Genomic DNA, 20293 nt, shown 5'->3' with positions numbered 1-20293 from the left:
AGCACCAGTGCCGCAAAGAAAAAATCCAGAGTTACAATTTTTCTTCTTGAGCTATGCGCTCTGTACGATATTATCAGTTTCATCAGCGCCACTCCCCCACAATTCCGGAGCCCACCCATGTTCCAGTACACGCTGGACATCTTCTCCGACACCGCCTCAGCTCCGGCCTCGGCGTTTGGACCCGTCTCGGTTCCATTCTTCGAACCGGACTTGGCAAGCTATGACCATTTCCTTATAGCATTCAGCGGGGGCAAAGATAGCGTGGCAATGGTTCTTGACCTGCTGGAGCGTGGTGTTGATCCTGCAAAAATTGAACTGTGGCACCATGATGTTGACGGCCGTGAGGACGAAGGCAATTTCATGGACTGGCCGGTGACGGCAGATTATTGCCGGAAGTTCGCTGCAGCTTTTGGTTTGCGCATATACTTCTCATGGCGGATCGGCGGCTTCAAGCGTGAACTCTTGAAGAGTAATGCCATGATCGCGCCCGTGGCCTTCGAAACACCCGATGGCGTGAAGGTGGCCGGCGGGGAGCGCGGCGAAATCGCGACCCGGCGGCGCTGGCCAGCGCTATCGCCCAATCTGCGCATTCGCTGGTGCAGTGGTGGTTTGAAAGTGGATGTCATGTCCATAGCGATCAACAACCAAAAGAGGTTCCGAGGCACGCGGGTCCTGGTGATGACAGGGGAGCGGGCAGCGGAAAGCGCTAACAGGGCCAAGTACCTGCCATTTGAGAATCACCGCTGCAACGCACCTGGAAGACGGGCCAACCGCACAGTCCACGTCTGGCGATCCGTGCACGCCTGGAGTGACGAGGAGGTCTGGGCAATCGTCAGGCGACATGGGGTTGTAGCTCATCCCTGCTACCACCTGGGTTGGGGGCGGGCATCTTGCGCCGGCTGCATCTATGGCTCGCCGTCGCAATGGGCCAGTCTGCGCGTTGCGGCGCCTGAGATGTTCGGCGTGATCTCTGGGATGGAGGGGCGACTGGGGCACACCATCCAGCGGGACGAGACGGTCACCCAGCGTGCCGACCGCGGCCGCGCCTATGACATGGATCCGGAGATCGTCCGCATTGCCATGTCCCGCACCTACGAAGGGCCGATCCGCGTGGCTACCGCGGACTGGCACCTGCCGAAGGGCGCATACGGCGAGAACGCCGGCCCCTGCTGACCGCCCAGGGGCCACTTTCTGGTGAGCCCCACTTCGCCCTGTCGGATGGCCTCCTCTCCGGGTATGCTCCCGGCGAGAGGTGCAGCCCGATGTCCTACCGTAACAACCACCGCAACCGTTTGGCACTGAGTGTCATCGCCATCGGCATGTGCGCTCTGGTCGTGTCGAGCCAGCTACTCCCCTGGCTGCACACAGCGACCCTGATCTCGGGCGCGGTCATCGCGGCCGTCCTGCTGGCATGGCTGGGTTTCCGCTATACGGCGTTCTGGCGCGACATCTGGATGATGCGTCGTGCATTCAACCAGGCGGTCGACGAGGCGAACGAGCGCCGGAGCATGGAGCCCTTGTCTCGCTCGGACACCAAGGGAATCGACTAAGGCCGCACTCCGCCAGTTCCAACCCGACGCGTTGGGGTTCGCCTCTTAAGCCACAGCCGCTGAGCCCTATGAGTTTGGGCTATCGAATGGCTGTGAACCGACACCCATCCCACAGGTAGCCGGCGTTCCTTTTTCCGTCCCCTAGCAGGCTCTCGAATTGGAAGCCCGCCCCACGAATGACCCCGTTCAGCGCGTCCGTGACGCGGCACGTCGTCATGAGCAAGCGCCGCTCCTGACCGAATTTCGGCGCCGTGTAGGGTCTAGCCGCAATGCCGGGATCATCGGCATCAAGGTTGTGGGCGATGTAACGATCCCGAAAGTCACGGATGGACAGCAAACGCTTGGACTCCATCACCGCCCGGCCAACCCCCATTCCAATCCGGAGTTGCTTACGGTATGACCGCCGGGCAGCTTCTATAGCGCCAACTCGGATTACATGGCAGTGCTGTTGTAGTTCTTCGAAGGCGAACTCCTCGCGGTGATTGCGCCGGAACACTCGCTCCAGCTCCAACCGCTCGAAAAGCCGGCGGCGGTAAAGAATGCGCAGCACTTTCGGCTCATCAATCAGTGCGATCACAGTCGGTATACTGAACTTTCCTAGGTCAGGGCGATCCCATAGGGCTGTCAACTTCGCCAGCTCCATATAGAGGATGGCCTGTTGGAAATCGAAGAAGGCGTGTGCGGCATACGAACGCCCAATTTGACTGGATAGCCGGTTCGTTGCGTTGACGATTTGATTGTTGCCGTGGGTCTGGGCTAGACTCCCGATGAAGCGCCAGAGTTCGGACGCCTTCTTCTCGGCGAGCGACACACGCTCCGCCGGGCTCATCCCTGCAATCTTCTTCCTAGTGACGTCGCCTCTAGCCACTGTTTTCTCCTACCGGATGGGATGCTGGACCGGGGCCTGATCCTGGCCGGCGGAGGCAGGCACTTGACGCTTCACTTCTGCCGGCGGCCGGTCTGACGACCGCAGGCCAGGCGGCGGTGACGGCGTCATTAGGACCACGAGCGGCGTGCATCCCGCAAGCGTCAGTAGGGCGATGGCGGGCAAGGCGAGGTTCTTGAGCTTCATTGTCCGGGTAGGAAATCGGAAGGGCAGGGAGCGCTATTCTACCGTTTTACTCGGACGGAGAGCAATATTTCTCGCAGTCGTTGCTTTCGCGCCTTGCGGAAAAGCCCGTAACGGGCTTAAATTCATTGAGTCGTTACGGAGCCCCTACCATGCTCTCCTTGGTCAAACGAATGGCCGCCGCGATGATCCCGCAAAACACTTACGATGAGACCTCGCCCAGCGACGAACAGTTCGGTGCGATCCGTGCGATTGAAGGCTGGTACAGCGACAAGCGTGCTCCCCAGGTTTACTTTCTCGGCGGTGGCGCTGGAACCGGCAAGTCGTACACGGCCAACAAGGTGATCGAACGCCTCAAAGAGCGGAACAAGGTCAAGAAGGTAGCCTCCGGTGCCTACACCGGGAAGGCTGCGCACATCTTGCGCAAGAAGGGGGTCAAGGACGCGACGACCATCCACCAGATGATCTACGAACCCCGCGAGGACGAGGAGACGGGGGAAATCTACTTCGTTTCCCGTATCGACGGGCCGGCCGCAGAGGCGGACCTGATCGTGCTGGACGAATGCTCGATGATCGACGAGCGGCTGGCCAATGACATCCTGATGTTCGGGAAGAAGGTGTTGGTCCTCGGCGATCCGTACCAGCTTCCGCCCGTAAGCGGCGCCGGCGCATTTACGAAGACCGCCCCCGATTTCCTCCTGCGCGAGATCCACCGGCAGGCCAAGGAAAGCCCGATCATCCGGCTGGCGACCATGATCCGCAATGGCGAGCTGCCGCGCCGTTTCGGGTCCGCCGGCTCGGCCCACGTTCTCCCGCTCACTCCCCAGACCCAGCGCCTCGTCGCCCGCCGTACAACGCAGACGCTGTGCGGGGTTCACAAAGTCCGCTTTGCCTACACGAGCCGCCTGCGTGCGCTGCACGGGTTCTCCGGCCCGATGCCAATGCGGGGGGAGCCCGTCATGTGCTGCAAGAACAACCGCGACGCAGCGCTATTCAACGGCATGATGGGCATCATGACGGCCGACGCCGAGCAGGGCTTTGAGAAAGGGGAGGGCGTCTTCAACCTTTCGGTCCTGATTGAGGATGAGGCGAAAAGGCGCAAAGACCTACCCACGTCACCATGGATGTTCCAACAGCACTTTAATCACAGCATCACCCGCCCTAAGGTTAGAAAAGGTATTGAGGAATTCGACTTTGGCTATGTCCTAACTGTCCACAAAGCACAGGGCAGTGAATGGGACAGCGTGACGGTCATTGATGACTCGCGCGTCTTTCGCGATGACCGCTGGCGTTGGCTTTATACCGCGGTCACTCGCGCCAGCGACGAACTGGTGCTCCTCCTGAGAGAAGACCTTGGCGGCCGGTGGAATATGCCGGTGTTCGATGACTGCGAATTGCAGCTCGCTGCCTGATCTACACGAACCCGCGCCGCTCCTCGTCCTACCAGCACAGCGAAAACGCCAAGGCTTGTACCAGCTTCGGCCCGCGAAATCTATCGTACAGGGCGCATTATTTCGTTGCAGTCATGCGCTGTGTACGATATCTTTGCTGTGTTCCCCAAACACGTCCGAGGCTCCAATGCCTACTATTCATCCGCCGCCCGGCTCTCAATCCGACCTTTTCGGCCCGCAGAAGCTCCCGCTTTGGCAAACCACGAACATTCGCTGGATCATTGAGGAAGGCCAACACCAAGGGCGGCGCTGCATTCTGAAAAGCAGCTTCGACACCAAAGACGGTATGAGGTTTGGCCGCGTGGTTTTGGAAGACACGCGCGAGGAGATCGTCCTGCCGGTGGCGGACTTCCGCCTTGTGATGGATACCGTTGTGCCGCCCGGCCTTGAACCTTTCAGCGTCCGTCGCCGACCCCACTCTGGCCTCGCCTTGACCGGCGCTCCCGCCTCGGTCCGGCTTAAGTCGTTCGAAAAATCCTCTCTTCGCCCGGTGTAAGAGCCGGTTGGCGGCTGTTCCTTTTCCCATCCCGAACGCCAGCCGCCGACCGCATCCCACCGCTCCCCACACCGCCCAACAGCCCCTCATCCCTGGAAAGAACCGCACCATGCCACACAGCAAGGGCGACCGCGTTTGCCTGACCCACCCGAAGACCAAGAAGACGGTAAACGCCGTTGTGTTCAAGGTCGCGGCCAAGGTTTCCGTCGTCACCGACGATCTGGAAGTTTTCACCGGCGGTCCCGCCGTCTTCACCCCGTCCAAGGTGCCCATCCCGTCCAAGCTGCACGATTTCATGGCAAACCTGACGCTCGAGAAGGGAGCCCGTGTCGAATACGAACATGAGGGGGCGATGGTGTACGGCGTCGTCAGCAAGGGCGGAGAGAACGTCGTCGTCGTCCTGGATGGGGGGCGTCAGGAAAGCCGTGGTCCGGCCTACCTCTACCACCGGTCCAACCACCCCCTGCCGGTTGATCCTCCCTCGGACATGGACAGATGGGCCGTCACGAACTACCGCGAGGTCAAGGCTCTGAGCGAGGAGACGCCGTGCTTTACGGCGACGATCACCTATGACGGCAAGCCGGTTCTACTCGCCGACAATCGCGGTCAGGGCGGTCCCAATGGCTACGCCACCCACCCGAAGGCTCCTAAGGGCACCAAGTGGGAAACGAAGCTGCTCGACGATGCAAAGGCCTGGGCCGAGCAGTTCGGCTGCGCGCACCCGGTTCCCGGTGAGACGGATGACTGGCTGGACTGGCATGTGACGGAGCGGCCCTTCGGTGTCACAGCGGCTGCGCACTTCGCGAACTGGAACGCCATGACGGCCAGACTGCGCAAAGCGGAGGACTGATGGCGATGCAGAGCCCCTCATCCCCTGTCTGGTACCTTCCAGGCGACGACATGCCGATGGTCGAGCCGACGGCTACGCGGGCCGCACTGGCGTCATGGATAGCGGCACCCGACGCCCTTGTTGAAGGCCGCTGGCTCGTAGCCGTCGTCGTCACCCGACGCCGGGTGTACGACGGGGCGCTTGGCCGGCGCGTGACGCGGGACTGGCGGATCGGCCACTTCCTTATCTGGCGCGATGGCCAAGCCGCTCCGACGCTGGATCGGCAGATCTACCGAGAGGTTCTGCAGGAGGCTCGTGCTTACGGTGTCGACCAGAGCGTGGTGCATGGGCGGCTCTGCACCATCGGCGGAACGCGCATGAGCTTCGAGCAATTCGGTGTGCGGTCACGGAGCCAGCGCGAGGGGCTGGCCGAATGACCGGCTCCCGTTTTGCCCGTCACCAGCCGCCTGATGCAGTGGATTATTGCTCCGACGGCCGCTGCAAGACTGGCGCTTGCCTCGGGTTCTGCACGAAGGACCGTAAAGCCCGTTACGCGGAAGCGGCCAACTGGTTTCGGGAGGGTGGCTGCGTCGTCTGCACCTACGACAGCCGAGTCATGGGAGACAATATGACCGGCCGCGCTGGGACAATCCGGCGTCTCTGCGGATCACCTTTCGATGACCACTGCTATGTCGAGTTCCCTCCCATCGGGCGTGAGCGCAAACCGCGCGAGCGCATGATGGAATTGCGCCAGCTGGAGCCGTTCGATCCCGATGCTCCGTGGCGACCGGTGCTGGACGCTGAGCAGCTCCGCACCCTGGCCGCGATCCAGGCTGATCCCTCGGCACCGCTTGTCTGGGGCCGGGAGCGGAACAGCCGTTGGCGTCTGGCCCGGACCCTCGCTGCATTGGGCGTCGTCCGGCACTCGCCGGGCAAGAGAGCGTGGCTTGAACCGTGGGCACTCACAGAAAGAGGGGAGGGAGCACTTGCGCTGCTCGCCCAACCGTCGACGGGCTAGAACCCGGTAATCGCGGGCGAAAGGCGAAATTACATCGGCCACGTCTTCCAAGGCGTGGCCGATGGTGTTTGTTGTTCGTTGTCCCACATAGACAATTGGAACCACAGATTTCACTCTGCGTCAGAGCCAGACTTCGTAGAGATCCAGAATAACGATAAACAATCCCAGCGCGCGCTGCTTTTTTGGGTTGCGCTATGCGCTGTGTACGATACATTTACCTCGTTCCCCAACATACAAGGCGACCGCAGCTATGCCTGCACCCGTAGTTTTGGCCACCGCCATGACCGCTCCGATTGCGGCCACCTCTATCGACAAGCGCCTGTTCGCGACGTTCCGACCGCAGGCCTGGGTCAATGATCACGCCGTGGACATCGACGGCGCGAGCCGGATCGACGTGACCAACAAGGTGCTGGAACTGAGCGCCGATGAAATTCGGGCTCTTCCCGACAGTCCGGATAACGACTTCCTGGCCGAAGGCACCGCCGAACTGAACGCCCACAGCGGCCCCTATGAGGTGGATGTGGACGCGGCCGACCTGCAGAGCTTTTTCGGACTCGCAGACCTCGACCTTCTGACCGAGGAACTGGTTGCCGGGGCGCGGGCTACTCGCACGGTATCGCTTTCCGTGGAGTATGCCATGACCATGCAGGCCTATGGCCGCTCGACGGTGGCCCTTGTGGTGCCGGCGGACACGGACGAGGAGGCTCTGGCCGCGTTGGCGCGCAAAGCCGCCGAACAGGCTTTCAAGGACGGCACGTTGATCGATGGCTGGAAGGTGGATGCCAGCAGCGCCGACGGTTACCGCGTCGTGTCCATGTCCGACGGCCAGGAGAGGGACGTTGATCCCGATGGCTTCTCGTTGGAGGACAACGGCATGCGCTTCCTCACCGAGGCCGAGCGCGCGGTGTTCGACAGCGCGGACGGCCGCGCCATGCTGGTTCACCTGCCGCATATGCTCGCTCTGCTGACCGACGCGCTACCCACTATCGCCGCGATGGCCGGCTACAAGACGCCGACCCCACAGGTCGACGACTTTATTGGGCTGGAGCGGGACATCACGAGGTTGCTCGCAAAGGTGAGCGGCAACAAGGAAGCCGCATGATGCCGCGCGTCAGCTTCGGGACCAACATCGATGCGCCGGACACCGTGACGGCCGCGGCGCTGCACAAGGCGCTCAGGGCACCGTCCGACACGGACGGCCCGAACATTGTCGACACTGCGATCACCGGCACCGACCTCAGCGCACCGCAGCCAGAGCAGACGAACTGCACCATCGCCGGCGGGCCGCCCCCCAGGGACGACGATGAGGATGAAGACGTCTGCCGCACCTGCCATGGCCGCGGCGCGTCCAGCGATGACGCCTACGATGGCGAGTGCCCATCCTGCGCGGACAAGTCCGACGAGGCCCTCCAGGCCGAGCTGAGCAAGGGAGACACGGTATGAGTGCCGCCATCGCGCCGGATGATCTGCCCGAGGCCGGGGACCGCATCCGCCTGGTTAAGATGGGTCCCGATCCCTGTCCGATTGAGCCGGGAGCCACCGGCACGGTCAAAGGCGTGAACATGTTCAGTTTCGGGACACCGGGGCATGGGCAAATCCGTGTCCACTGGGACAATGGCAGGTCCCTGATGCTCGCCCTGCCGGAAGACGAGTTCGAAATCATCGCCTAGCCGCTGCGGGCGCGTTCCCTGGATCGCGCCCCCGTCCTTGGCTCCTTGACGCTGGGAGCCAGCGCCTGAGCCCACCAGCGGCACCTGCATCCCCCGCTTGCAGCCATTCCCGCACCGGGAATCCGACCGCGACACCGGAGCACTCCATGGTCGTCATATCCCCTCTCCCGATCCTGTGCACTGCCGAGTTGGACACGCTCGCGGCGATCCATGCTGATCCCGCCTGCTCCATCATCGGCACAGGCACGGTACCGCCAGACCGCCTGCTGGACCTCCACAGCACGGGCATCTTGGTGAAGCCCGCCTACTACGAGCGCGACGGCAAGCCCTGGCCGGTGTCGGCGCGCGGCTTGGCGGTCCTCCGCCGCGCGGGACTGATCGCGGATGTGCCTCCAATTGAGTGCGTCGCCGCCGTCCGACAGGAGAGCGGTTATGCCGCTATGGAAGGTGCGCCCGTTCAGCCCTGGCACCTCATTCTCGGCAGGCATCCCTACGCCATCCCAGTCAAGGGCGAGGTGCCGCTCACCCCTGGTTGGACCCATGTGTTCTCCGGCCATGATGGGCCGGGAACCAGCGACTGGTTCGTGCTGCTCCGGCTTCCCCCAAAGACGCCGGGCACCCGGATACGCGTGGTCCATCGGGAGCCTGGCTTCTCGTTGTCCAGCACGGAGGGGATGACCGGAACTCTGTCGACCCCACCGTTCGCAGGCGAGTGCAAGAGCTGCAGCTACCCGAACAGCCCCTACTCCTGGTTCATTCCGGACGGGGTGTGGAAGTCGTACTGGAACACTTGCGTGACCCGGCTCGACAAGGTGGAGCTGCTGCCGTGAGGGCCGGCATCTATCGCAGCAATCTCGTCACCTAAACGGCCGGCCCGTCGGCCGGAGTGCAGGCCCTCTCGCTCGCTCTTGTTTCGCGCCCTGTCCGTCACCCGTCTCCGTGACCTCAAGCCGATCAGGGCCGCGACCACCTGGTGGTTCACGGGCCTCCGCGCCATCGCGCTGCTCTAGCCATCATCGTCCGCCCCAGACACCAGAGCGCCGCCACACAGCCGCCGCTACACCCGGACTCTGCCAATGAACATGCTTTCCAAGGCTGATCGCCAGCTCGCCATCGACTTCGACCGCGACTACACCATCCCGACATGCATCCATTGCGGCGAGCCGCAGGTCGTGGAACTGGCCGAAATCTGGTCGGATCACTCCTTCATGATCTCGACCTGCTGCCATCTGCTCTATGAGGAACTGGCTTATGAGATGGCCGATCCGGACTTCCGCACGGCCCTGCTGCAGAACCTGCAAGCGGCGGAGCACTTGGGCGCTGAGCGGCTGCGTCGGGTGGCCGATCAGGACGGGCAGCTGCTCTTGGATTGCGAGCTGGAAGTCGCGCCCATCGCCTTTTCCAGGATGAAAGCCTTCGTCCAGCGCCACCACGATCACTGCCCGCCTCCGGTCTGTTGGCGTTATGGGGCTGGCGTCTGGAATGGACACACGCTGGTGGGCGTCGTTTCCGTTGGGCGCCCGGTAGCTCGGATGCTGCCGCAGACGACCTGGGTGGAGGTTAACCGGCTGTGCGTTGATAGGAGCCTGCCGGACACGCTTCGGTACAAGGCCTGCTCGACCCTTTATGCCTGGGCGGCCTCTGAGGCTGCTCGGAGGGGGTTCGACCGCATAATCACATACACGCTCTCGACGGAATCCGGCATGAGCCTCCGCTACGCCCGCTGGAAACCCGAGCATGTAACCCGACCGAAGAGTTGGAACAGCCGGAGCCGCCAGAGGGTCGACAAGACGCCCCTGGTACCGAAGGTCCGCTGGGCACGCGACCTCAAGGCGGCACGTCCGGCACTCCAAGACTGAGGGAGCGGCGCATGCATACTCTGCACGCCGGGCTCGCCGCGGCTCCTCTGCGTCGAAGCACGACACGGAGAGACCGACCGTGCAGAGCGCATATCGTCCGTCACGAACGGGCAGCCGGGGCGAGCTTCGCCAAGTCCAACTCGCCCTCGGCGCCCCAGCCGGCGGTGCCAGCCTTCACGTCGGGCCGGAACGCCTCATACATCCGGAACGCCTGCCGTGCGAGGTCCGCCGGTGGCAATGAGTGGGCCAGCACCGTCATGGCCTGACGCACATCCTCCAGGTCGTCCCCAAACTTCCCGGCCAAGTACCGGTTCACGCTCGCCGGCGTGATCGGCTTGCCTTGACGGACCGCACGCAAGCCGTCCTTGGTGTGCACGGTGGGGATCGACCGTCCCATGAGGTGGAGGTGGATCTCGTCGCCATCTTGGAGCGCCTTGCGCTGATCGCTCACCGTCTCTGGGGTCGGCTCGAAAATTCCCAGCCGGACGCCCTTGGCATGCGCTGTGAGGCCCGATAGCGCCTTGCCCATGGTGAGAGCTTCATCATGGTCCAGACCAAGCCGTTCCGCGACCACTGTAGCCCACAGCGTCAACACCGGTGCCCTGTTGATCATGATCTTGCGATGCGAAGACGACATAGTTCCATCCTGGGGTTAACGCCCTCATCTGAACGGAGGCTCAGACAAGCGGTTCCATGAGAGGCGATTTCCAGAGCACGCGATGGAGAGTTGCGGAGATTGCCGCAGTCGCCGCGGCGGTTCTCTGGGCTGCAGACGACTAGCTGCCGCTGCCGCTGGGTGATGCTCTTCCGCCTTCGCCCGTGCGTGACCTGCGCCAGATCTGACGCAGCTTGCACTTTGGCGCTACCAGCAGCTTCCCAACCAGGAATAACCGGGCAAGCCAGCGTCTAACTGGGACATCAAGTGTTTCGAGAGACATACTTCCTGCTTCCTTTCAACCTGAGAGGCTTTACACCGGCTCAGTGTCCAACCGCGACATTGGACGAACCTTGAGTTTATAGATCTCATCTATCAAACTGTAGCGTTACGCTTCATTTATTGTTGCCATGATGCGCTCTGTACGATATAACGGCGCTGTGTTCCCCACACTCCGCCCGCAGAGGCTCCCGCATGCAATCCGCTCCCGACTTTTCGCTTGTCATGAACCGCTACCGTTCCAGCGTTGGCGCCGCCGTCCAGGCTGGCACACTGCCTCGCGGCTTCGGCATCGAGGTTCGCTGCACGCCCGCCGGCATGTTCACGGCTCTCAACGTCGAGGTCATTCGGTGTGAGGTTCTTGTTGTGGACCCCGCCCATGCGGCTTCGCCAATGCCCGTTCTGAACACCGCCGGCGAATACCTGCGTAAGGTGCTGCTCAAGCTCGCAAATGAGAATGCTGGCATCGTGGGCGTGGTGAAGTACCGTCGCGATCTTCTGGCGCAACAGGCGTCCACCGTGCGCACGCTGGATGCCTCGGCGCTGGCCGCAATGGCGTGGAACCCCCCGGCCAACGACAGCGCCCCGGACGAGCCTCCGCCGCCCGCATCGGCGGCTTCCGACGAAACGATGGTGAGCGGCTACGCGCTGCTTGCCGATCGCCTCCTGGAACGGATCACCGCCGGGGTGGCCATGTCGTCGGCGGAGCTTTTCAAGCTGGCCGACGAAGCGTTCGGCGGAACCATGGGCGCTGGCGCTTACGTCGCCAAGGACGCCTATGAGGCGTCGGAGCTGGCGATGAACCGCCACATTCGCGCCAACTCTGCCGTCTGGACCCTGGACGTTGACGCGGACAGCGCTGTTCGCATCGCTTCGGAAATCGAGACGGCGGCGGCTCGGCTCCCCACCCAGACCCGCCGCGATGGCGAAATGCTGGCGCTGCAACAGTTCTCGACGCCTCCCGCCTACGCATACGCTTTGGCTTGGGCTGCGGGCGTGACCGCGGGCGATGTTGTGTTTGAGCCCAGCGCCGGGAACGGGGGGCTTGCGGTGCACGCCTCCAATGCCGGAGCCAAGGTCCACGTCAACGAGATCGCCAACCGTCGCAAGCTGGTTCTGCGGGCGCTCGGCTACGAACCCACCGGGGAGAATGCCGAACAGGTCCACAACATCTTTGCGGGAAAGCTGACGCCTACCGTGGTTCTCATGAACCCGCCCTTTAGCCGGTCGATCCGCACGGGCGACAAAAAGGACCTCTCGGTGGCCGGCGAACACGTCGAGGCCGCGCTAAAGCTGCTCCCGGACGGTGGCCGTCTCGTTTGCATCACCGGCAAGAACACCGGAGCCGCCGGCAATCGGGGTTCCTGGATCACGCGCATCCGCTCCAAATACGCTGTGCGTGCCAACCTGCTTGTGGGGGGTGCGCTCTACAAAGCTCACGGAACCACTATCGAAACCCGCGTCGTGGTGATCGACAAGGTTCCGGCGAACAACACCGCGCCCGTCATTGGGCAGGCGGACACCCTGGAACAGCTTATCCGCCTCCTGGCCCCGGTGCGCCGCACGTCCAAGGTGGACGACGACGGTGACGGCGCGGACAGCCGCTTTGCCGCTTATCGTCCGGCCCGCCTGGACACTGCCAAGCTGGGCCTGCCCACGCCGGCCCCGCATCCGGGAAAGCTCGTGGAAAGCTGGGCCATGTCGGCGGTCACGCCGCCGGAAATCTGGTATGTGCCCAGCTTCCCGGAAGAGGTGATTGCGGGGGGGAAAATCTCGGCTGCACAGCTGGAAGTCGTTTGCTACGCAGGCCAAGCGCACGCCCAATGGCTGGAAGCACATACGGATGGCGTCCCGTGGCGCCGTGCTTATTACATCGGCGATGGAACAGGGGTGGGCAAAGGGCGCGAAATCGCCGCAGTTATTATGGATAACTGGCACAAGGGCATTCAACGCCATGTCTGGCTGACAAAGGATAGCACCAAACTCTTGAAGGCTGCCAAGCGCGACTTCAAGGCTCTGGGCGGCGATCCGGCCCTGGTGTTCCCCTTGCGCGCCACCCCGGCGGGGGAGCCGGTGAAGGCGCCGCATGGCGTGATGCTCGTTTCGTTCGGAGAACTGCGGTCGAACCGCCCCGGTAAATCCCGGGTTCAGCAGATCGTCGACTGGCTGGGCTCCGATTTTGAGGGCGTTCTTGCAATGGACGAGTCCCACAAAATGGGCAACGCCATGGACGAAAAGGGTGAGAGGGGTCGCACGAAAGCGTCTCAAACGGCCTTGGCGGGAATCGACATTCAACGTCTGCTCCCAAAGGCTCGTGTTGTTTATATCTCCGCCACCGCGGCATCCGAGGTGCGCAATTTCTGCTTCGCTGATCGCCTCGGCATCTATGGGCCGGGCACCCCGTTTCCAACCAAAGAGGCTTTCGTATCCCGCATTGAGGCTGGCGGCGTAGCCTCAATGGAGATTGTCGCGCGCGATTTGAAGGCCATGGGCTTGTTCTCGGCCCGCTCGCTGTCGTACGCCGACGTGAAGTTCGAGCGCCTGGTTCACGAACTGGCTCCGGCTCAATTGGAAACCTACGATACCTTGGCTGATGCCTGGCAAGTCGTGCTTTCCAACCTCGATGCCGCCATGGATTCGGCGGGTTCTAAGTCAGACGCCGGCGCCCGCAGCGCCGCCCTGTCGGCATTCTGGGGGTCCAACCAGCGCTTCTGGAACCAAGTCCTGACGTCTATGCAGTTGCCGACGGCCGTCCGCGAAATGGAGCGCGACATTGCCGCCGGTCATGCCGTGGTCGTCCAGTTGGTGAATACCCTGGAAGCCCAGCAGGAACGCGCCCTGTCCAAGGAGGGCGCCATGGAAGCTCTCGATGATCTGGACCTGACGCCTCGTGACATTCTGATGCAGTATTTGGAGGCGTCGTTCCCCATCCACGCCTACGAGGAATACACCGACGAAGAGGGCAACACGCGGACCCGCCCTGTGATCGATGAAGCCGGGAACCGCGTCGTGTGTGCCGAAGCGGTCAAGATGCGTGACGACATGCTGGCCCGCGTCGGCTGCCTCAAGGTGCCGCACGGGCCGCTGGAAGCCATCATCGACCATTTCGGCGTGGAGACAGTGGCCGAGATTACGGGCCGCTCCCGCCGGGTTGTAACGCTGGCCGATCCGGAAACCGGTCTGCCGACGCGCCAGATCCAAACCCGGAGCGAGGGCGCCCGGCTCGCCGACATGGAAGCGTTCGCCAACGACAATAAGCGCATTCTGATTTTCAGCAATGCCGCCAACACGGGCGTGGATTTTCACGCGTCCAATCAAATCCCAAACCGTCGTCTGCGCCGTCATTACGTGCTGCAGGCGGGGTGGAATGCGAAAGAATGCACCCAGGCCCTGGGTCGCACCCACCGCTCCGATCAAGCGCAGGCCCCGGAATACATCTTGGTCACGACCAATCTTCGCGGCCAACTGCGCTTTATTACGTCCATCGCCCGCCGGCTGGGAGCGCTTGGCGCTCTCACGAAGGGGCAGCGCGACACCGGCAGCCAAGGGCTGATGTCGGAGCGGGACAATCTGGAAGGCGAATACGGCACGGCGGCAATCAATCAGATCATCCTCGAACTGCACATTGGCGGCACGATTGCCGGACTCACCATGGCCGAGTTTGAGCGCAAACTGGGGCTGCGGCTGACCGATAGGGAAGGGAACCTCACTCGCAACAGCTTCCCTCCGGTGCGCCAATTCCTTAACCGCCTGCTGGCGTTGAAGGTGGCCGACCAGAACGCGCTTTTCGATGAATTCCAAGATCGCCTTGATGAGCACGTTCAGGCGGCGATTGATGCCGGGATCTATAACCAGGGTGTCGAGGAATACCGGGCGGATCGCATCGAAGTGGTGAGCCCGCCGCGGACTGTGTACGTCGAGCCGTCGTCCAAGGCGGAAACCTACTACGTTCACCTCCGGGCATGGCACCGCCGCACGCCCCGGTCCTTCCATGCCGTTGCCGACGGACGGATGGGTGGCAAGCGGCGGGAGGTTACCGGCTTCGTCCGCGAGATCGCCACGGGGGCGGTGTTCGCGGTCGCCACGGCCCGCGCTCGGACCGATGAATCGGGCAACGTGATAGCGCAAGTCCGGCTTATCGGCCCCTACTCGGAACGCTTCGAGGAAGCTCGTAACCTGTCATCAGCTAAGGCCTTCGCCATCCTGTCCAGCAGCGAAGCCGAAAGCCTGTGGCTGGAACAGGCAAGGGCGACGAAGGAGCTGCAAGGCTACGATCTGAACCTCATTTGCGGCGTTCTGCTCCCTGTCTGGGACCGCCTGGATGCCGGGGGCCGGGTCTTCCGCGTGATCGACGAAACGGGCGCTCAGTACCTTGGTCGCCTGATCCATCCCGGACGCGTGCGTTCCACCCTGGCGAAGCTGGGCGCCGATCTGAACACGGCCTGGACCCCGGAAGAGGCCATTGACGCGGTTCTTACCGATGTGCGGCTGGATCTGGTGAACGGGTGGAAGCTCAAGCGCGCCCGCGTCAACGGCGAGTATCGGATCGAGGTCGTTGGGTTCCAGCCGTCGGATATCAAGCGTCTGGCCGACCTTGGCTGCCGGCGCGAAATTGTCCAGTACGCGACGCGCCTTTTCGTCCCGACCGCCGATGCGTCGGTGATGACCGCGCTTCTCCGGGTAGCGCCGGTGGCTGAGGACGACGCCGACGCAGCGGAAGCGGCCTAAGTCAGGAAAGGAACCTGTCCGGCACTTCGGGCAGGTTCCGCCGGCTCCCCGAAGGAGCAGGGGAGGGAATCAACTCGCCCCCTCTCCGCCACCTCCGTCCCTCCAATGTCGCGGTCGAACGCCAGTGCGGCGGGAAGGCGAGGAGGGCAGGGGAGCCGGCCAGGATCGCACCCCGACCCTGGATAGGAATGGATACGAAACATGGCGACGAACTACGGCCTGGGGCAGGCCAGCGGGCCTGAGCTACGAGCCCTGCGCAAGGCACTTGGGATCGAATCCCAGCTTGGCATGGCGGCGCTGTTGCACTTCCTGGGCGGCACACCGGTAGCGCGGTCCACGATCAGCCGTCAGGAGAGGCTTGCCGCCGCGTCATCGACAGAGCTGGTCGCGTTCCTACGCTTCCTCGCCCTGGTCAGGCCCAAGCCTCCGGCAGAGGGGGTGAGGTCAACCGAGCCGCCGCTTCCAACTCTCGACGGCTTCCTCGAATGCCGGCTGGGGGCCTCCCGGTCGGACACCGACGCCGGAACCATCGAACAGGCCGCAGCGGACTGGCGCGAACTCCTGCTTTCGCATCTGCGCTTGGGACGCGCTCTGCCGGTGGAGTTGCTGGATGGGCAGGAAGACCACGATTTCATCGTGCGGCTCATCCAGGCCGCGCCCGGCGTCGCGGCACAACACCTTCTCCGGCTGGGGTACGGGCCGGAACCGTCATCACACCCGAGGTTCAACCATGCTCACGAGCAACTTGATCTGTCCTCAGTGCCGGCGTCCGTACAAGACGGAGGACGGATTGCGCCGGCACCTGGAGGAGCGGCACCGGGCTCTGGTGCTGGACGAGGACATCCCCGAGATCACCGGCCGCAGCTTCATCTTCGAGGATCAGATCTACGATGTTGAGGGCTTGCTGGCGCTGGTGCGCTCCGCACCGTCCAAGTTCCCCCCTGAGCTGGTCCCATTGGATCAGGCGCTGCTGACCCATGTCGCCCTCTTCGAGCGCGATGAACGCCGGATCGCCACCATGACACCCGCCGAAGCTGAGGTGCCGATCCTCACCGTCGGTATGGCAGGCGGCACCACGCAGGTCATCGACGGCCTGCATCGCATTCACCGACGGCACCGCGACGGCAAGAGGGACATAGCGATGGTGTTCGTTCCTCACGCGGTCGCCCAACCCTTCATCCACCCGCGCCCCCGCCGTGGCGCGTGAGCATCAAGGAGATCTGTCGTTGTCCAGCTTAAACACCAAGAACGCCATGCGCCCGTTCGAAGACGATCTGGCCGCCCTGCTGGCCGCACTGTCCGGTTACGGCAGCTTCGTGCACGAGATGATCGGGGATGCAGGGGAGGGACTCTGGGCCGGCACCGAACGCCCTGGCCCTGAGAGTGATTGCTCACGGGGCTGGCTGAGCGCACGCTGCCGGCCGGGCCACCCGCGCATTGGGGGTGGCTGGCGATCGGGTTGTTGCGCGGCGACTCGGGATATGAGTCAACATCTCCATGACGGTTCCGCCGCGCTATCGCCTGAGTGACGCCGAGAAGGACGCCCTGCTGCTCGAGCAGGCGGCGCTGATCGAACGCTTGGCGGCGCGGGTGGCCGAACTGGAAGCCTTGATCGGCAAGCCGAAGAAGACCTCGGCGAACTCGCATATCCCGCCGTCCCAGGATGGCCCCGGGGGCAAGGCCCGCAAGGCGAAGCGGGGGCGCAAACCACGGCCATCGCGCCCCGGTGTCGCGCGGCCGCTGGCGCCTGATCCCGATCGCACCGAGCGCTGCCTGGCCGAGAACTGCCCGCATTGCCAAGCGGCATTGGCGCCGGCGGCACAGCGCTGTCGACACCGCTACGATCACATCGACCTGCCGGAGGTTCGCCCGGTGGTGACGCGGGTGGAGCTGTTCGGCGGTCGCTGTGGGCAGTGCGGTCGGCGCTACCGGGCCGCGCCGCCCGCCGCCATGCCGCCGGGAACGCCGTTCGGTCCGGGGATCCGCTCGCTGCTGGCCTACCTGCATCACAGCCATCATGTCGGCTTCGAGCGGCTGTCACGCCTGCTGAAGGAGGTGTTCGGGCTGACCATCTCCGAAGGTGCCATCGCCAATGCCTTCCGCCGCATGGGCTCTGCGTTCGACACCGCCTGCGCGGCGATCAAGGCCAAGCTCCTGACGGCCCCCGTCATCGCCTCGGACGAGACGACGACACGGGTCAACGGCGTGACCCACTGGCAGTGGGTGTTCCAGTCCGACGACGCTGTGCTGCACACCATCGCCCCCAGCCGGGGACGGGCGGTCGCCGCCGCAGTCTTGGGCGACCACCAGCCCGAAGTCTGGATCTCCGACCGCTACGCCGGCCAGCAGGAACTCGGGCGGGTCCATCAAGTGTGTTTGGCGCACGTCTTGAGGGACGTGCAATACGCCATCGACTGCGGCGACAGCGTGGTGGCGCCGAAGATCCGCGATCACCTGCGTTGGGCGATCCGCGTCGGCAAGCGAAGACCGGGCCTGAAGGACAGCACGCTGGCTGCCTACGCCGCCAAGGCCGAACGCCGCCTCGATGCCCTGCTCGGGGTGCCCGCCGCCCATCCGGCCGGACGCGAGTTGCAGCGCCAGGTCAAGGCGTGGCGCGGCAAGTTCTTCGTCTTCCTCAGCAACCGCCGCGTCCCGCCCACCAACAACGGCAGTGAGCAGGAGATCCGCCCGTCCGTGATCTTCCGCAAGGTCACCAACGGCTTCCGCTCCGACTGGGGGCCGGGCATCCACGCCGGCTATCGCTCCGTCACCGGAACCGCGCGCCGCCAAGGCCAGTCCGCCTGGACCGCCATCCGCCACCTGATCGACGCCACTTTCGTCGTCGCTTAACGGCTCAGCTGCCGCCACCCGGGTGAGCAATCACCCCTGAGAAGCTGTTCGCCTTCGAGGTCCACAATGCCGCAGGCGACCGCTGGCTCGCTCTGCTGGTCTGGAAGGATCACGCCGACGGCGGCATCACCGGCGCCCTGGTGCGCTCCGCAGACGTGCCGATCCAATACGAGGACGAGGAGGTGACACTGGGCCAGCTGGCCGTCCGACATCGCCTGTCCAAATCGACAAGGCCCCAGTGGGATGACGTCCTCGACCTTGCCGACGAGCTGATCGCGCCGCCTGACGCCAAAACCCCCTGAACGATGACCGACCGGAAAGGCGATGATTTCCGCTGCCTTTCTCCGGCGCGCAGGCGAAGCCTTCTACCGTATCGTCGTGGCTCGACACTCGGGAGCGCGCCGATGAGGAAATCCCTCGCCAACCCAATCAGCGAAGCCCACGCCCGTGGCCAAGTCACAGCACTTCTGAAGGGCACCTTTCACCGGGAGCGCCCCGCTGATGCCGAGTTGGTCCAGTACCTGTCGGCCGAGATCGCTGGGTCAATCTGGCGCCAGTACGAGATCGGCCCCTTTCAGTGGCAGGCGAAGCATCTGCGCTGGTTTCTGCGCGATGGGACGGCAGAGCTGAGCATGGATGATCGGCACACGTACTACCTGACCGTCGAACGGGTGTCCCAGGCCCTTGGCAAATGGGGCCGCTGGGAGGATGACCTCGCCTCCGGGCCTTGGGCAATCCCGCCCGCTGCGCTCGTCCAGCCGGCGTTATCGCAGCCTGCTGTATAGAATTCCACACCGTCCTCGTTAGACTTGGGCCGCTGACTTCATGCAGCGGCCCATTTTTTATCGCATGGCGAAGCTACATCTGGAATAGTGTCGGTTCATTATGCGATGTCGCATGAGTGGCGTTTATTTCCATAACACAGATTATGTGCGTTTTATCTTGTAAGCGCGGTAGGTTCTATTCTGAAGTGCAACTTTCTTGTAATCACAGGGCTTTACGGGTCGTGAGCGCTGATGGGTGAGCATTATTCGCAGATCGATTTCGCCGAGCGCCGCCGCATCCAGGATATGCGCGACGCCAAGATGCCGGTGACGGCGATCGCCGAGGCTTTGGGCCGTCACCGGTCGACCATTCACCGGGAAATCCGGCGCAACTTCTATCACGCGCGATGCCAAGGCGGCCAAGCGCCTGCTCCGCAAGCTGCTGAAGAAGCAGGGTTCGGCCCCGCGGGTGATGGTGACGGATAAGCTGAAGTCCTATGCGGCCGCCAAGCGGACGATCATGCCGGGAGTGGAACACCGCCAGCATAAGGGCCTCAACAACCGTGCCGAAAACTCCCACCAACCGACCCGACGACGCGAGAGGCAGATGAAACGCTTCAAGTCAGCCCGCCATGTTCAGCGTTTCCTGTCCATCCACGACCCGATCGCCAACCTCTTCCACCTTCGCCGCGACCACCGCCCTGCTGCCGACTATCGGAAGGCTCGCACCCAGGCGTTCCAGGTCTGGGCCGCAGTCGCCGGCGCGCCGCTGTTCGCGTAATCAGCAGACCGCTGCTGTCCGCCGTGCCTTCACTCTGCCTAGTCGTCGACAAATTGACGGTGCCATCTCGCGCGTTGACACCACAGGGCTCAGTCCAAGGCGGAACTGCGAATGAAGAATGTGCGCATCGCCGGGAAGATTCTCGGCATCGTCATTGTCCTGGGAACGGTCTCGGTACTGACCACCTTGGTGGGCGGCTTGACCTTCCCCCGGCAGAAAGGACACCGGGTTAAGCGGCTCGAAGCTCGGCCTGGTCCGGGGTGATGTAGCCGAGAGCCGAGTGCAGTCGCTGGC

At 63.4% G+C, this 20293-nt stretch carries 21 protein-coding genes and 2 pseudogenes; 20 read left to right on the top strand and 3 right to left on the bottom strand.

Annotation, left to right across the window (positions count from 1 at the left end; all coding sequences use genetic code 11):
• Positions 1 to 117: 117 nt before the first annotated feature.
• The gene (locus J2Y49_RS31105; RefSeq protein ID WP_310119551.1) at positions 118 to 1173 is read left to right on the top strand and encodes a phosphoadenosine phosphosulfate reductase family protein; all 1056 of its coding nucleotides are present in this window, start codon (positions 118 to 120) and stop codon (positions 1171 to 1173) included.
• Between the two features lie 89 nt (positions 1174 to 1262).
• Positions 1263 to 1550, top strand: coding sequence for a hypothetical protein (locus J2Y49_RS31100; RefSeq protein ID WP_149228714.1), 288 nt, complete (start codon positions 1263 to 1265; stop codon positions 1548 to 1550).
• Between the two features lie 79 nt (positions 1551 to 1629).
• Here the strand turns inward: J2Y49_RS31100 and J2Y49_RS31095 are convergent, their stop codons facing one another.
• Positions 1630 to 2379, bottom strand: coding sequence for a hypothetical protein (locus J2Y49_RS31095; protein ID WP_310119549.1), 750 nt, complete (start codon positions 2377 to 2379; stop codon positions 1630 to 1632).
• A gap of 392 nt (positions 2380 to 2771) precedes the next feature.
• Here J2Y49_RS31095 and J2Y49_RS31090 point away from each other — a divergent pair, with 392 nt between their 5' ends.
• The 10 genes from J2Y49_RS31090 (at position 2772) to J2Y49_RS31045 (ending at position 9942) form a co-directional block, all read left to right on the top strand.
• Positions 2772 to 4031 (top strand): ATP-dependent RecD-like DNA helicase, encoded by a 1260-nt coding sequence (locus J2Y49_RS31090; RefSeq protein WP_247884065.1) that lies wholly within the window; start codon positions 2772 to 2774, stop codon positions 4029 to 4031.
• A 166-nt stretch (positions 4032 to 4197) separates the two neighbouring features.
• Complete coding sequence (locus tag J2Y49_RS31085) at positions 4198 to 4566, top strand: hypothetical protein (protein WP_310119547.1); 369 nt, start codon at positions 4198 to 4200, stop codon at positions 4564 to 4566.
• Positions 4567 to 4675: 109 nt separating this feature from the next.
• Entirely contained in the window at positions 4676 to 5416 is a 741-nt protein-coding gene (locus J2Y49_RS31080) for a hypothetical protein (RefSeq protein WP_310119546.1), read from the top strand.
• Positions 5416 to 5832, top strand: coding sequence for a hypothetical protein (locus J2Y49_RS31075; protein ID WP_310119544.1), 417 nt, complete (start codon positions 5416 to 5418; stop codon positions 5830 to 5832). Before J2Y49_RS31080 ends, J2Y49_RS31075 begins: the two co-directional genes overlap by 1 nt.
• Positions 5829 to 6413 (top strand): hypothetical protein, encoded by a 585-nt coding sequence (locus J2Y49_RS31070; RefSeq protein WP_310119543.1) that lies wholly within the window; start codon positions 5829 to 5831, stop codon positions 6411 to 6413. The genes J2Y49_RS31075 and J2Y49_RS31070 overlap by 4 nt, the downstream gene beginning before the upstream one ends.
• A 280-nt stretch (positions 6414 to 6693) precedes the next feature.
• The gene (locus J2Y49_RS31065; RefSeq protein ID WP_310119542.1) at positions 6694 to 7515 is read left to right on the top strand and encodes a hypothetical protein; all 822 of its coding nucleotides are present in this window, start codon (positions 6694 to 6696) and stop codon (positions 7513 to 7515) included.
• Positions 7512 to 7856, top strand: coding sequence for a hypothetical protein (locus tag J2Y49_RS31060; protein ID WP_310119540.1), 345 nt, complete (start codon positions 7512 to 7514; stop codon positions 7854 to 7856). The genes J2Y49_RS31065 and J2Y49_RS31060 overlap by 4 nt, the downstream gene beginning before the upstream one ends.
• The gene (locus J2Y49_RS31055; protein ID WP_310119538.1) at positions 7853 to 8083 is read left to right on the top strand and encodes a DUF4314 domain-containing protein; all 231 of its coding nucleotides are present in this window, start codon (positions 7853 to 7855) and stop codon (positions 8081 to 8083) included. Before J2Y49_RS31060 ends, J2Y49_RS31055 begins: the two co-directional genes overlap by 4 nt.
• Positions 8084 to 8229: 146 nt before the next feature.
• Positions 8230 to 8913, top strand: a complete 684-nt coding sequence (locus J2Y49_RS31050; RefSeq protein ID WP_310119536.1) for a hypothetical protein — start codon at positions 8230 to 8232, stop codon at positions 8911 to 8913.
• A 246-nt stretch (positions 8914 to 9159) separates the two neighbouring features.
• Complete coding sequence (locus tag J2Y49_RS31045) at positions 9160 to 9942, top strand: XF1762 family protein (protein ID WP_310119534.1); 783 nt, start codon at positions 9160 to 9162, stop codon at positions 9940 to 9942.
• A gap of 100 nt (positions 9943 to 10042) precedes the next feature.
• Here the strand turns inward: J2Y49_RS31045 and J2Y49_RS31040 are convergent, their stop codons facing one another.
• Complete coding sequence (locus J2Y49_RS31040) at positions 10043 to 10579, bottom strand: hypothetical protein (protein ID WP_194915180.1); 537 nt, start codon at positions 10577 to 10579, stop codon at positions 10043 to 10045.
• A gap of 492 nt (positions 10580 to 11071) precedes the next feature.
• Between J2Y49_RS31040 and J2Y49_RS31035 the strand changes: the two genes are divergently transcribed.
• A complete protein-coding gene (locus tag J2Y49_RS31035; RefSeq protein ID WP_310119533.1) occupies positions 11072 to 15604 on the top strand; it encodes a strawberry notch-like NTP hydrolase domain-containing protein in 4533 nt (1510 codons plus the stop codon).
• Positions 15605 to 16048: 444 nt separating this feature from the next.
• Here the strand turns inward: J2Y49_RS31035 and J2Y49_RS31030 are convergent, their stop codons facing one another.
• Positions 16049 to 16279 (bottom strand): hypothetical protein, encoded by a 231-nt coding sequence (locus J2Y49_RS31030; RefSeq protein WP_149228736.1) that lies wholly within the window; start codon positions 16277 to 16279, stop codon positions 16049 to 16051.
• A 55-nt stretch (positions 16280 to 16334) separates the two neighbouring features.
• Here J2Y49_RS31030 and J2Y49_RS31025 point away from each other — a divergent pair, with 55 nt between their 5' ends.
• The 7 genes and pseudogenes from J2Y49_RS31025 to J2Y49_RS30995 all read left to right on the top strand — a co-directional run bounded on the left by J2Y49_RS31025 (position 16335) and on the right by J2Y49_RS30995 (position 20263).
• Positions 16335 to 16811, top strand: a complete 477-nt coding sequence (locus J2Y49_RS31025) for a hypothetical protein (RefSeq protein WP_149228738.1) — start codon at positions 16335 to 16337, stop codon at positions 16809 to 16811.
• Positions 16812 to 17101: 290 nt separating this feature from the next.
• Positions 17102 to 18454, top strand: a complete 1353-nt coding sequence (gene tnpC / locus J2Y49_RS31020; protein ID WP_310119532.1) for an IS66 family transposase — start codon at positions 17102 to 17104, stop codon at positions 18452 to 18454.
• Between the two features lie 140 nt (positions 18455 to 18594).
• Positions 18595 to 18756: a hypothetical protein gene (locus J2Y49_RS31015; RefSeq protein WP_310119531.1), complete on the top strand. Its 162-nt coding sequence runs from the start codon at positions 18595 to 18597 to the stop codon at positions 18754 to 18756.
• A gap of 102 nt (positions 18757 to 18858) precedes the next feature.
• Positions 18859 to 19239, top strand: coding sequence for a hypothetical protein (locus J2Y49_RS31010; protein WP_149228742.1), 381 nt, complete (start codon positions 18859 to 18861; stop codon positions 19237 to 19239).
• Positions 19240 to 19470: 231 nt separating this feature from the next.
• Positions 19471 to 19620: pseudogene (locus J2Y49_RS31005) on the top strand (helix-turn-helix domain-containing protein); the annotation flags it as partial.
• Position 19621: 1 nt separating this feature from the next.
• A pseudogene (locus tag J2Y49_RS31000) lies at positions 19622 to 19999 on the top strand (DDE-type integrase/transposase/recombinase); the annotation flags it as partial.
• A gap of 111 nt (positions 20000 to 20110) precedes the next feature.
• On the top strand, positions 20111 to 20263 hold the full coding sequence (locus J2Y49_RS30995) for a hypothetical protein (protein WP_310119530.1): 153 nt from the start codon (positions 20111 to 20113) through the stop codon (positions 20261 to 20263).
• Positions 20264 to 20293: the final 30 nt, after the last annotated feature.

The sequence above is a fragment of the Azospirillum sp. BE72 genome (assembly GCF_031455875.1).
Classification (GTDB): domain Bacteria; phylum Pseudomonadota; class Alphaproteobacteria; order Azospirillales; family Azospirillaceae; genus Azospirillum.
This window is presented reverse-complemented; position numbering and strand designations above follow the sequence as displayed.